The sequence below is a fragment of the Pseudomonas sp. FG1 genome (assembly GCF_034313875.1).
Classification (GTDB): Bacteria; Pseudomonadota; Gammaproteobacteria; order Pseudomonadales; family Pseudomonadaceae; genus Aquipseudomonas; species Aquipseudomonas veronii.
The window spans coordinates 1,571,692-1,584,437 of sequence record NZ_JAVIWP010000001.1 but is presented as its reverse complement, the minus strand read 5'-3'; the positions used below and the strand labels follow the sequence as shown (position 1 = coordinate 1,584,437).

Annotated in this window: 8 protein-coding genes, 1 tRNA gene and 1 pseudogene; 6 read left to right on the top strand and 4 right to left on the bottom strand. The window is 52.5% G+C overall.

What is annotated here, in order from left to right; translation table 11 throughout:
* Window positions 1-202: 202 nt before the first annotated feature.
* The 6 genes and pseudogenes from RGV59_RS07395 to RGV59_RS07370 form a co-directional block, all read left to right on the top strand.
* Window positions 203-1,555 (top strand): TolC family outer membrane protein, encoded by a 1,353-nt coding sequence (locus RGV59_RS07395; RefSeq protein ID WP_017848528.1) that lies wholly within the window; start codon window positions 203-205, stop codon window positions 1,553-1,555.
* Between the two features lie 46 nt (window positions 1,556-1,601).
* Window positions 1,602-3,755: a type I secretion system permease/ATPase gene (locus RGV59_RS07390; protein WP_102618928.1), complete on the top strand. Its 2,154-nt coding sequence runs from the start codon at window positions 1,602-1,604 to the stop codon at window positions 3,753-3,755.
* Window positions 3,745-5,121, top strand: a complete 1,377-nt coding sequence (locus RGV59_RS07385; protein ID WP_026140219.1) for an HlyD family type I secretion periplasmic adaptor subunit — start codon at window positions 3,745-3,747, stop codon at window positions 5,119-5,121. Before RGV59_RS07390 ends, RGV59_RS07385 begins: the two co-directional genes overlap by 11 nt.
* Window positions 5,122-5,251: 130 nt before the next feature.
* Window positions 5,252-5,327: transfer RNA gene (locus RGV59_RS07380), tRNA-Thr, on the top strand.
* 164 nt (window positions 5,328-5,491) lie between these two features.
* A complete protein-coding gene (locus RGV59_RS07375) occupies window positions 5,492-6,820 on the top strand; it encodes a tyrosine-type recombinase/integrase (protein ID WP_126585295.1) in 1,329 nt (442 codons plus the stop codon).
* A 904-nt stretch (window positions 6,821-7,724) separates the two neighbouring features.
* Window positions 7,725-7,826 (top strand): annotated as a pseudogene (locus RGV59_RS07370) (integrase); the annotation flags it as partial.
* Window positions 7,827-8,223: 397 nt separating this feature from the next.
* On the opposite strand, the gene RGV59_RS07365 reads toward RGV59_RS07370, so the two are convergent.
* From RGV59_RS07365 to RGV59_RS07350, 4 genes are all read right to left on the bottom strand, one after another.
* Complete coding sequence (locus RGV59_RS07365) at window positions 8,224-9,162, bottom strand: DUF4435 domain-containing protein (protein WP_126587328.1); 939 nt, start codon at window positions 9,160-9,162, stop codon at window positions 8,224-8,226.
* A complete protein-coding gene (locus RGV59_RS07360; protein WP_126587329.1) occupies window positions 9,162-10,568 on the bottom strand; it encodes an AAA family ATPase in 1,407 nt (468 codons plus the stop codon). The genes RGV59_RS07365 and RGV59_RS07360 overlap by 1 nt, the downstream gene beginning before the upstream one ends.
* Before the next feature lie 618 nt (window positions 10,569-11,186).
* Window positions 11,187-12,077: a hypothetical protein gene (locus RGV59_RS07355; protein WP_126587330.1), complete on the bottom strand. Its 891-nt coding sequence runs from the start codon at window positions 12,075-12,077 to the stop codon at window positions 11,187-11,189.
* A gap of 9 nt (window positions 12,078-12,086) precedes the next feature.
* On the bottom strand, window positions 12,087-12,356 hold the full coding sequence (locus RGV59_RS07350; protein ID WP_126587331.1) for a hypothetical protein: 270 nt from the start codon (window positions 12,354-12,356) through the stop codon (window positions 12,087-12,089).
* Window positions 12,357-12,746 lie beyond the last annotated feature (390 nt).

Sequence of the window (12,746 nt, the reverse complement as noted above, 5' to 3'; positions counted from 1 at the left end):
TTTTCCGTCAAGGTATTGACCTATTTGGCGCCATCCTAAACAATCCGCCCGGTAATGTCACATTGATATTTACACGGCATCGCGACTTTCTGTTTGCACCGTCCAGCACTCATGACAAGCAGTGATTTCGGTTGCCAATCCAATGCACTATTTCAAGTTTGTTGCGGTTTTCCAGGCAACCAATCCCCAGGGAAGAATCACAATGCGTTTGCACTTATTCAAAGCTTTGCCTTTTGCTCTAGCCGCCAGTTTCGTACAGGCTCAAACCCTGACAGAGGCGATGCAGAAAGCGGTGGAAGTCCATCCGGAGATCCAAGCGGGTGTCAATGCGCGCATTGCTGCTGACTACCAAGTCGACGCAGCCAAAGGCGGCTACTTGCCTAAAGTCGACTTGCTGGGCGGTTATGGCCGTGAACGCTCGGACAACACCACCACCCGCGCGGCCAGCAACAGCCACGATTGGAAAACCATGAACCGCGGCGAATCGACCATTCGTCTGCAGCAAAACCTGTTCCAGGGTTTTGGCACCCAAAATGAAGTAGGCCGCCAACAAGCCACCGCCAATTCCCGTGGTTATGCGTTGCTCAACACGACCGAGCGCACCGCCCTGACGGTCGCCCAGGTTTATCTGGATGTCTTGACCCGTCGCGAGATGGTGCAACTGGCAGAAGAGAACCTGAAAAGCCACGAACGCATTTTTGACCAGATCAAATTGCGCACCAGCCGTGGCGTCGGAAGAATGGCGGACATGGACCAGGCCGAAGCCCGTCTGGCTCAGGCTCGAAACAACCTGATCACCGAACAGACCAACCTGGCTGACGCCAATACCAACTACATGAGCGTTGTCGGCCAAGAGCCTGACCAACTGGAAAAGCCAGCGGGCATCGTGACCTTGCTGCCAGCCAGCCTGGATGAAGCACGCCGCCAGATGATTGCCGACAGCCCGGTATTGCGCTCTGCCGAATCGGATATCACCGCCGCTGAAAAGCAGTACGAATCCGCCAAGTCGACCTTCTACCCGCGCTTCGATGCGGTGCTGCAACGTTCGGCCAACGACAACATCGCCGGCGACCCAGGCCATGACAACAGCTATTCCGCCATGCTGAACATGCAGTTCAACCTGTTCAACGGCGGCACCGACAAGGCCAACCTGCAGTCCAAGGCTTCCCAGGCCTCCCAGGCGCTGGACATCCGCAACAACGCCCTGCGTCAGCTGAACGAAGAGCTGGGCCTGGCGTGGAACGCCTACAACAACGCCACCCAGCAGGTGCCGATCGCGCAGGAATACGTGGACCGCAGCACGCGAGTACGTACCTCGTATCAACAGCAGTTCAGCCTCGGTGAGCGTACACTGCTCGACTTGCTCGACAGCGAGAATGAACTGTTCACCGCTCAGCAGCGTCTGGCGCAGATCAAAAACCTGCAGATCTACACGCAGTATCGAATCAAGGCCGACATGGGCCAACTGCTGAGAAGTCAGGGCGTGGTAGCGCCGATGGCATCGGTTGTGCAGAACGATATTAAACCGTCGGTAAACCTGCCAGGGATGAACTGATTCTTGACGGCGTTGGACCACTCAACTGCAGTAAGAGAGAGTCAGCTTGGATTCTGAAATAGGTGTGGCGCAACTCAACCATGACCCGCGCAGTCAGCATGACGACCCCTTGCTGGACGGGTTGTTGACACTCTGCTCACTGCATTACAAACCCGCCAGCCGCGCAATGCTGACCACTGGGCTGCCACTCGCGGCCCAGCGTCTGAGCGCCGAGCTGCTGCCGCGTGCAGCCGCTCGGGCGGGTTTGCAGGGGCGGTTGCTGCAGCGCAAGCTGGAACAGATTCCATCCATCGCACTGCCCGCCATGCTGCTGCTCAAGGAAGGGCGCAGCGCGGTGCTGTTGGGCTGGGAAGGCGACACGGCGCGACTGCTGCTCAGCGAAAGCGACGGCGGCGAAGTACAGGTCAGCCGTGAAACCTTGAGTCAGGATTACAGCGGTCGGGTATTTTTCGCCCAACCGCAGCATAAATTTGACATCACCAGCGGCACGCTGATCCCGCGCGCGCGCTCGTGGTTCCGAGACACCCTCAAGCGCTCGCGCTGGCTCTACGCCGACGCAATCGCCGCGAGCCTGGTGATCAACCTGATCGCCCTGGCCGCACCGTTGTTTGTGATGAACGTGTATGACCGCGTGGTCCCCAACCAGGCCACCGCCACCTTGTGGGTGCTGGCCATCGGTATCTGCGGCGCGTACCTGTTCGATCTGCTGCTCAAGAGCCTGCGCAGTTTATGCCTGGACCTGGCGGGCAAAAAAACCGACCTGATCATCTCCGCGACGCTGTTCGAGCGCATCGTGGGCATGGCCATGAAAGTGCGCCCGGCGCGGGTCGGCAGCTTTGCGCAGAACATCCATGAATTCCAGGGGATGCGCGACTTCCTCACCTCGCTGACCCTCGCCAGCCTGATCGACCTGCCCTTCACCCTGATCATCCTGGTGGTGATCGCCATGCTCGGCGGCCACCTGGTGTGGATTCCGATCATCGCCTTCCCGCTGGCCCTGGGTATCGGCCACATGCTCCAGAAACCGCTGACTGCGACACTGGAGCGCACCATGGCCCTGGGCGCCGAGCGTCAGTCGAGCCTGATCGAAACCCTCGCCGGGCTCGATGCGGTCAAGGTCAATAACGCAGAAAGCGAGCGCCAGTATCAATGGGAACAGACCATTGGCACCCTCAGCCGCCTGGAACTGCGGGTCAAGGTGTTGTCCGGCCTGGCCATGAACATCACCTTGCTGATCCAGCAAGTGGCCGGCGTGGCGATGATCATTTTCGGCGTGTACCAGATCATTGATGGCGCCCTCAGCATGGGCGGCCTCGTTGCCTGCTACATGCTCAGCGGTCGCGCACTGGGCCCGTTGGCGCAACTGTCGGGGCTGCTGACGCGCTACCAGCAAGCCAAGGTGACGATGGTCTCGGTCGACCAGATGATGGAGTTGCCGCAAGAACGCAACTACGACGAACGCCCGCTCAGCCGCAAGGCGCTGCAAGGCGCGATGACGTTCCGCGAAGTCGACTTCACCTACCCGAACCAACAAAACCTGGCGCTGCGCGGCATCAACCTGAATGTGCGGGCGGGCGAGAAGATCGGCATCATCGGGCGCAGCGGCTCGGGCAAAAGCTCGCTGGCCAAACTGCTGGTCGGTCTTTACCAGCCGGATTCGGGCTCGTTGCTGGTCGATGGCGTGGACATTCGCCAGATCGATGTCAGCGAATTGCGCCACAACATCGGCTACGTGGCCCAGGACATCCAACTGCTGGCCGGCACCTTACGCGACAACCTCGTCTCGGGTGCGCGCTACGTGGACGACGAAATGGTGCTGCAAGCCGCAGAACTGGCCGGCGTGCATGAATTTGCCAGGCTGCATCCGCAAGGCTACGAACTGCAAGTGGGCGAACGCGGGCAAAACCTCTCCGGCGGCCAGCGACAAAACGTCGCCCTCGCCCGTGCGTTACTACTGAACCCACCGATCCTGCTGCTGGACGAACCGACCAGCGCCATGGACAACACCGGCGAAGAGCGCCTGAAACAGCGCTTGCAGTCAGTGATCGAAAACAAGACGGTGATTCTGGTCACCCACCGCGCCTCGCTATTGAGCCTGGTGGATCGCCTGCTGGTGATCGACCGTGGCCAGATACTCGCGGACGGTCCAAAAGCGGCCGTCATGGAAGCGCTGAAAAAGGGGCAGATCAGTGTTGCTTAAATCCGGCCCACGCCGTTTGAAAGACGTCATCTTCGGCTATTTCAGAGGCACTGACTCGCTCGAAGACCAGCCCTTGCCCGAAGTCGAAAAAGCCCTGGTCGACGACGCCCCGCGCATCGTGCGCCTGACCATTTGGGGCGTGATCGGCTTCTTCGTGTTCCTGATACTGTGGGCGCACTTTGCGATCATCGATGAAGTGACCAAAGGCGAAGGCAAAGCGATCCCCTCCTCGCGCATCCAGAAAATCCAGAACCTGGAAGGCGGCATCGTCGCCCAGATCTACGTGCATGAAGGCCAAATCGTCGACGCCGGTGCGCCGCTGGTACGCCTGGACGACACACGCTTTGCCTCCAACGTCGACGAAACCGAAGCCGACCGCGTGGCCATGGAACTGCGTGTGGAGCGTCTCAGCGCCGAAGTCGAAAATCGCCCGCTGAACATTACCGAAGACGCGCGCAAAGCCGTGCCCAACCAGGCGTCGAACGAAGAGTCGCTGTACCTGAGCCGACGCCAGCAACTGTCGGACGAAATCGGCGGGCTGCAACAACAACTGCTGCAACGCCAGCAGGAACTGCGTGAATTCGCCTCCAAGCAGGACCAATACCGCAACAGCCTGAACCTGCTGCGCCAGGAGATCGGCATGTCCGAACCGCTGGTACAACAGGGCGCGGTCTCGCCGGTAGAAGTGCTGCGCCTCAAACGCTCCGAAGTGGAAACCCGCGGCATGCTCGACGGCACCACCCTGGCCATCCCCCGCGCCCAGGCCGCCATCAACGAAGTGCAACGCAAAATCGACGAGACCCGCGGCAAATTCCGCAGCGAAGCCCTGGCTCAACTGAACGAAGCGCGCACCAACCTGAGCAAGGCCCAAGCCACCTCCAAAGGCCTGGAAGACCGCGTCAGCCGCACCATGGTCACCTCCCCCGTGCGCGGTATCGTCAAGCAAATGCTGGTCAACACCGTGGGCGGCGTGATCCAGCCCGGCAGCGACATCGCCGAAGTCGTACCGCTGGACGACACCTTGCTGGTAGAAGCCAAGATCCGCCCGCAAGACATCGCCTTCCTCCACCCCGGCCAGGAAGCAATGATCAAATTCACCGCCTACGACTACACCATCTACGGCGGCCTCAAAGGCAAACTCGAACAGATCGGCGCCGACACCGTGATGGATGAAGAGAAGAAAAACACCTTCTACGTCATCAAACTGCGCACCGACCGCAGCCACCTCGGCACCGACGACAAACCCCTGCTGATCATCCCCGGCATGGTGGCCTCTGTGGACATCATCACCGGCAAGAAGAGCATCTTGAGCTACCTGCTCAAGCCAATCATCAAATCCCGTGCAGAGGCCATGCACGAGCGCTGATCGGGGCATTTTGCTGCGGGAGAAGCAGGTAAATGCAGGGCGAAGGGCGAAAACTTGGGTTTTCGCAAAAATAGTCAGATTTCAGGGGTTTACAGAACTTTTTCAATCGCTATAATCGTCGCCCTAACACGCCGGTATAGCTCAGTTGGTAGAGCAACTGACTTGTAATCAGTAGGTCCCGGGTTCGACTCCTGGTGCCGGCACCACATTAGGCTCCATTGCATTCCACCGAATGCTCTGGAAGCCCCGAAAACCCGCCCTTTGGCGGGTTTTTTCGTTCCAGGACCCTCCGTCGGGATCCAACAAAATCCCCCTTCCCCGAGGGTATGTTAGGGGTACTGCGATTTCCCGGTCAGGAGCGCGTACCCCTATGCCACGTCTAGCGATCCCCCTCAGCGACCTGCAATGCCGCACGGCCAAAACCCGCGAACGCGCCTACAAACTGTTCGACGGCGGAGGCATGTACCTTTTCGTCAAACCCAATGGCGTGAAGACCTGGCGCTTGAAGTACACCAAGCCCAGCGGCAAGGAAGGCACGCTCATCATCGGTAATTACCCCATCGTTACCCTTTCCGTCGCACGGCGTAAGCGAGACGAAGCCAAGGCGTTGCTGCTAGACAACCTCGACCCAATGGAAGAAAAAAAGAAGGCCAAGATCGTAGCCCAGCGTGCGGCATTGCTTTTCGAAACCGTTGCTCTGGAGTGGCACGCCGACATGTCCCGTCGCTGGACCGAAGGACACGCAAAAACCGTGATGAGCCGACTGCGTACCCACGTCTTCCCGCTGATCGGCCAACGCCCCATCGCTGAACTCGATACCCATGACCTGCTAGAGATCACCCAGCGCATCAAGGAACGCGGCACCATGGATGTGGCGTTAAGGGTACAGAACTACTTATCCACCATCATGCGCGGGGCCAAAAGGGCTCGGCAGATCACCATGAATCCTGCACTGGATCTGGCAGGCTCGATTCACGCGCCGCGCACAGTCCATCGCCCCGCCCTATCCCTCAACCGCCTACCCGAACTGCTACAACGCATCGACAACTACAACGGTCGCGAGCTGACGCGCCTTGCCGTCCTGTTGACGTTGCATGTATTCGTCCGCTCCAGCGAACTGCGCTTCGCGCGATGGAGTGAGTTCGACCTTCAACGCGCCATGTGGGAAATCCCAGATACGCGCGCACCGATTGAAGGGGTACGCAACTCCACACGCGGGACCAAAATGAACGGCGACATTCAAATGGTTCCGCTATCGCCGCAGGTCATCGAAATACTGGAGCGCCTGCGCAGCCTCAGTCGCTTTTCAGAGTTGGTGCTACCGGGCGACCACAAGTACTGGAAGCCCATGTCCGAGAATACGGTGAACACCATGCTCCGCAACGTCGGCTATGACACCAGCAAGGACGTGTGCGGCCACGGCTTCAGGACCATGGCCTGTAGCGCTCTGCTGGAGTCCGGGTTATGGACCGACGCAGCCATCGAAAGACAAATGAGCCACAAGGAACGCAACCGCGTGCGCGCCGCGTATATCCACAAGGCTGAATTTCTGGAGCAGCGCCGGCTGATCATGGCGTGGTGGAGCAACTACATCGACGCCAACCGCCATGGGCATGTGACGCCTCACGAATTCGCTCACCCAGTCGGTGACAACATCACCGCCCTGCAAAAAAGCCGTGGCGCATTCAAACGTGGGTAAGCCTGTGAGATCACCGCAGTCCGCCCTTCCACGCGGGTCCATCCAAGCGGGGCTGCAAAGCCGCCCTGCTTGGATGGACCTCACTTAAAAAATCTAAAGCCCACGCAACTGTCTGTGGAAAACCACTGATTTCCACCGGTGGATAATTTCATCCACAGCCGCAGAATTCCCGAAAATTCGAGCCTTGACCCAAATTATCCACAGGCGTAGAAAAGATCGAGCAAGTGCTGTCGTTGACAGCAACCCAGGTAGCCAGAACCTTTAAGGCTACGCCACACCGTGGTGGTTCTCCCAAAGTGCGATTAGCGTCCGGCGGCTCGCACGGTCACTCACCGAGTGATGGATGCCTACTTCAGATCATTGCCATTGCGGCAAATACATCCCCCTACCCAGCTGCCCTGCAGCAATCTATCCGCTTGGCCATTTCACTGCGCCAGACTGCGCCCGTCTCTTTCTTCCGGAAAGAGACGGGCGCTCCAACCGCTGCTGCAGCCCAACTCGTACAAGGCTTTGCGGCATTCCCCCTCGTGACAATCGGCGTGACAAACACCGAAGTCACTAGGAGCAGCGATGCCGATGATGGTGCCGCAGTCCAGGGAATGGACTGCACCTGACTGACAGTCAGGCATGCCCCGGTCATCGCCTCACTGCCTTCACCCGACTCAGGATCTCGCGGCACCGGTCTCGTCAGCCAGTGCAGCCTCCACCCGCCCACTTCTGAGGAAGTGCTCAGGAGGCCAGATCATGAGATGCCCAAGCTCCCGGTCGTAAGGAGCCGCCAGTCCCGCGTTAGCGGACAACCCTCACCGGTCGCAGGGGCCTTGATCCCTGATAACACTCAACATTCTTGGCGGGATGACGTGGGGAAAGGCTTCAAAGGTTTGGCTTGAAGAGGAGTTCGATCATGGGATTGGTGGGTAGGCGAGATGGGCGCAATTTTGGCTATGGCCGGCAACTGAGCAACGCGGCGCCGCAGACATTCAAAGACATATTTGGCGGTAGCCATTAGGGGACAGCAAGACTGAGTGATCAGAGACGAGGGCTGTGCTCTAGTGGCGGCCGGAACATGGACCCGGCCACCGTCATGATTTTCTGCGAGCCTCTACTAGCCGACTTAATTCTCCTCAATTTGAAGCAGCTCTCTGCGGTAATATTATCATCAGGATAGCGCCAAACTTAACATTTCAACTTGAAGCTTAGTGCTACCAACGATCAGTCCTTACTTAGAACATGATTCATCCAATTATTAAATACCATGATTTCTCGTTACTTCTCTACTTTATAAAATAATAGGTGCCATGCAGACAATTGACGCTTTAAGGTTGCTGAAACGACGACACCTGCATACCACCTATGGCAAAATGGCAAAATGGCAAAATGGCAAAAATAACGTAACAAAACAACTAAGCAGACATGGAACCAATAGCATCCACCAGAGCTATTGGATAGTCAATCCCCCCCCGATCAATCTCCTTCATCCACTCTTCAGACAACACATTAGAAATCAATTTTTCATTTATGCTGTCGAAAATATTCGCTTCATTCACTGCAGACTCATCTCCTGCACTCGTCATCACGAAGCACAAGCAAGCTGCAAATACCCTTTTTAGCAAAACTATCGCCGTATGCCCCCTACATAATTTCACACACACATCAAGATCGGATAAGTCAATACAACTTTCAAACTGCAAAAAGGCTTCTTCAAACTTTTTGATTAAAGGATTCTGAATAGTTGAAAACTCAACACGTATATTACCCGCTCCATCCAGCCTAACATTTTTCCATCCGATCGCCCCGCAAGGATATGAGACGCTTTTCATCTGATATGCTGCCAGAGTTGAAGTGGCAATCATCTTTATAGCTGAAGGAAATGTTTGGACGAACAGCGCTATTGCTTTATCTTTAAATGCCGACGGCGTCAAGTACCTAAGCCCGCTCTCAATGAAATTAGAGTTTAGAAAGTAGTTCTCAATTGAATGTCCGGCCGTCCAAGATAACTGGCCATCTACATAATGCCCATTAATTTCATCACGAACACAATCATTCACAGCAAAGCCTCTAGCTTCTCGATCACAGAGAAAAAGTAGTCTTTTGTGATGACCGGTATCCTTTATCAATTCATGCGCTTTCTCTATTTTCGCCCGATTATTTTTCCCTGTCTGCTGACAAATCCCCTTTATATCAGCAGCAACATCCACCTTAAACTTTACCCCACTACAAAGCCTTGCAATAACATTCGATACATGTGCTTTATCGTCCCGCCCCTCAACCATAACTCTAATTTTTGAGCTCATCTTCACAGATGTCAGGTATGTGATGAGATCATATTGCAATTGCTCCATCAGATTAACTCCTCATCATCATCAACACTTGATGATAATGCGGCGAGCGGCCCTAAATCAAAATGCGGCGAAATTTCAATCATATAATCATTGTAATCATTGGCAATTGACGGCGAATGAGTACACACGATAATTTGGCGCCCCCCAAGCTGCCCCATCATTTTTCCAAGTAGCTCCTCCTGCCAATCGATATGCAACGACAGTTCTGGCTCATCGATCAAAACCAACGCATCTTCATTCATTTTGGTAACAGCGTATAGCATTGTTAAAAGCTGCCGCTCTCCAGAAGACATTACCAAAATGCTACTCCAAGTATTATCAGGGAATCGCAGACCTACTTTAGGAAGTCTTCTATTCGGATCTATTTCGTATCGAAGTTCTTTTTTCTCTTTATCTAAAAATGCATTTACTGCATCAAAATATTTATCAACCTCATCAAATATTCTAGATTGGAATTTTTTTCTATCCTTTAATGCGTCTCGATATACCTTTAGGGCGCCTACTGCGGAACTAGCTAGATCCTCGGATCGACCTCCCGACCCGATTAATACTTGCAACTGATGGTATGTGTCCTGGGTCGGCCCTTCCGCATCTAAAAGCATTTTATTATTAGGAGCACTTGTTAAATCCGATATTTCTTTGAGTATTTCCTCTGCTTCTTGCGCGCTCCCCTGTTCGCCACGAAGCAAAGCAGAAAATACCTTTACAAACGAATCGGTAAACACTGAACTATCATACCTACCAATTTTCATCTGCGCGTCTCTGATTTCGTTCCTTAAACTATTCTCAATATCTAAAGGAGATGGAAAGTTAATTTTAGGCAAAAACTGCCCAAATAAATTTCTCGAGAACTCGGTTACCTTGCGAGTAGCCGAAACAGAACGCCCTTTGAGTTGTGGCGGCCGATCATCTTCCATTTGAGCAGACCAAGCTTCCAAAATAGTCCTAAATGCCGGGAAATATGAGGTCTTGATTAAGTGGAGTTCATTAGACTCGACAAACTGCTTCTGTCGATGAAGAATCTCAACAGAGTACTCTCTTCTAAATCTATCTTCTTCATTCCTTCTTAAAACTTCCATAGCCTGTTCCGAGGTGAAGGTAAAGCTATCACCGGAAGCGCACTCAACCAGACAATGATTTTCCTGCTTGGTAACAGACACCCAGTTACCATTAGAATAAAAAGCCTTTACGAATCGAAAACTGATGAACGAGAATCTTAAAAAATCACAATTTGCTATATTAGCTATAGCATGCAGTAACGTCGTTTTACCGGTACCATTCTGACCGTGCAGAATACTAAGCGACTCATTGAAATCAACGTTTAATCTGTACCTATTGTGCACACCCTCAAAACAGATACCTTTCAAATAAACCTTATCTGAAACTTGAGAACTCAAAAAGTCCATTATGGCCGATCCTTGATTACGAAAGGCCGATAATGGCACATTGACGCATCAGTTTGCCATACCAAAATCGGTGTCAATAGCTCTGAAAAACGTCTGGACGCCGGGAACAAGCCTGCCGCTTCCTCCGCCCCCACCATAGGCGTGGAAGCCATAGGAGTTTAGTTGCCACATGCCATTAATGCCCCACGAGACAGACTGAAAATCACGGTTAATTTATGGGTGCCTCCTGACTACCTTCTCTATCGCTAGCAATTTTCTAATCGAACTACTTCAGCAAGACCATCAAACAATTTTAGCGAGGCGCAGCAAGCTACGTTGACAACAATTATTTTAATCTAATCGCCCTCATATCATGACGCCCCCCAGTTCGACTCCAGTGAAAGCCACAACTAGCTGATCTATTAATAGTTACTAATTGAGGAGCGCTAAATTTTCCACCGGATTCCAGACCTACAGAAAACCTAGCTCGCCCAGATGGAGCCCAAGGCAATGAAAGGGTCCTTCCGTTTATAGGTGGCTCGCGGCCAAAAATATAACCCCCCATTTCCCTCAGTAATAGGCCTTGCTCGTGTAAAGCGTTTTAGAACGAAATTGGTAGTAAGCACCGCAACGATACAATCAAATTAGAGATATTTTTCTCGCAAGATTAGCATGTAACAACCAAGGCTCCTGACTAACATATAAAACCGCTATATAGTTGCTCAGCTCCGACCTCAAGCTATCAACGGTCAATTTCTCTGTAACACTTAACCCGCCGGCACTAATTTTCGCCTTGTACTGGGAAAGTTCTATAGAAATCTCCTGGGAACGCATGAATAATTGAGACTTGATCTTTGATATTTCATCTGTAGAGGATGCCCCTGCGAACTTGTAAGCATCTATTAGCGAAATCTGACCATCACCGTCTACATCGCTTGGATTTAGAATCCACCTAAAAAAATAAAACATGAATGCATTTGCATTCCAATTCCCAAGCTGAACCGGGGCCCCATTATTACTACCTATAACTGGCACTCCAAGAGAGATTTGAGGACTTATACTTAAACCCAAATTCGTTGCGCCAAGCATTACAATTGCAGGACTAGCTGTCGCATCTATATAATTAAAAACACCTGCAAAACACTGAGAAAGTATGATTACCGCCAATTCAATACCCGGAACCACTCTTGCCGCAGCTACTAAATCATGTGGCTTTATTGTTGTTCTGGCTGAACCTATCCCATCCGGCCGACCATGGCCGGTAGCGACTATAACAACATAGCGAAACCCCGCCAAACCTGCTAACTGCTGAGAGAAATCACTGATAGCTATCGGACTTGGACAACCATATGGAGATATGTATAGGGATGCCTGAGAGTGGTTTGTGAATATTCTAATTGCTTGATCATCAACACCTCTAGCATGAAGTACTGCCACCCCATGTACTACATCATACAAATGCCTTACTTCATCAGAATCCGAAATAAAAACCCAGCACGTATCTGCACCGCCGATTGAATGATTACTCACAACACATCCTTATGCAGCGTTTATTTTTACAAAGCCACTTTCATTACCTGAAAAAGTTACAGCATCAAGTACATTAAGCCTTTCAAGGCTCTCGCCCTCTCTGCTCTCGATAACGTTACCGTCACAATCCAGCATATAAATAGCAGATCCTTGACCTACTACAAGTGCATATTTTTGGGCGGCACAATCGACAGAAAACAGTGCATAAACTCCGCTCGAGACTAAGTCCTTTACCTTACTAGGCAGATTTGGTAAATCTCTCGAAGCAAAAACTTTCATAAACCACCCCTAATATTTATCTAAACTATAGCTATTTTCGAAGTACATTGAGCGATTCTATTGAAGCGAACCCAACCCAAGATATTCTTTATGATACAGCTGTTTCTATAATATCACGACAACCACATTATTCACGCGAAAATATAGTGATGTTTAAGTTCATGTTCCTTAAGAAAAAATTAACTCACTAACTATTTTTATACGAGAATCCCCCTACTGCCAACCATAGTCCAATCCAAGGCTGCTCAGATACTCAAGGGGAAAGGGGTAATGGGTGTCTTTTCCGCCCCACCCGCTCTACAAGCAGGCTCAAAATCTGGTCAACAAGGTGGAGGTACCTACTACTACCTCTAAAGTGATGCGACTCAATATTTACGAGAACATTAGACC

Bases quoted from the DNA above. Each gene is read 5' to 3' on its own strand.
- RGV59_RS07350 (WP_126587331.1), bottom strand. From the start codon at position 12,356: ATGAAAGTTTTTGCTTCGAGAGATTTACCAAATCTGCCTAGTAAGGTA.
- RGV59_RS07375 (WP_126585295.1), top strand. From the start codon at position 5,492: ATGCCACGTCTAGCGATCCCCCTCAGCGACCTGCAATGCCGCACGGCC.
- RGV59_RS07395 (WP_017848528.1), top strand. From the start codon at position 203: ATGCGTTTGCACTTATTCAAAGCTTTGCCTTTTGCTCTAGCCGCCAGT.
- RGV59_RS07360 (WP_126587329.1), bottom strand. From the start codon at position 10,568: ATGGACTTTTTGAGTTCTCAAGTTTCAGATAAGGTTTATTTGAAAGGT.
- RGV59_RS07365 (WP_126587328.1), bottom strand. From the start codon at position 9,162: ATGGAGCAATTGCAATATGATCTCATCACATACCTGACATCTGTGAAG.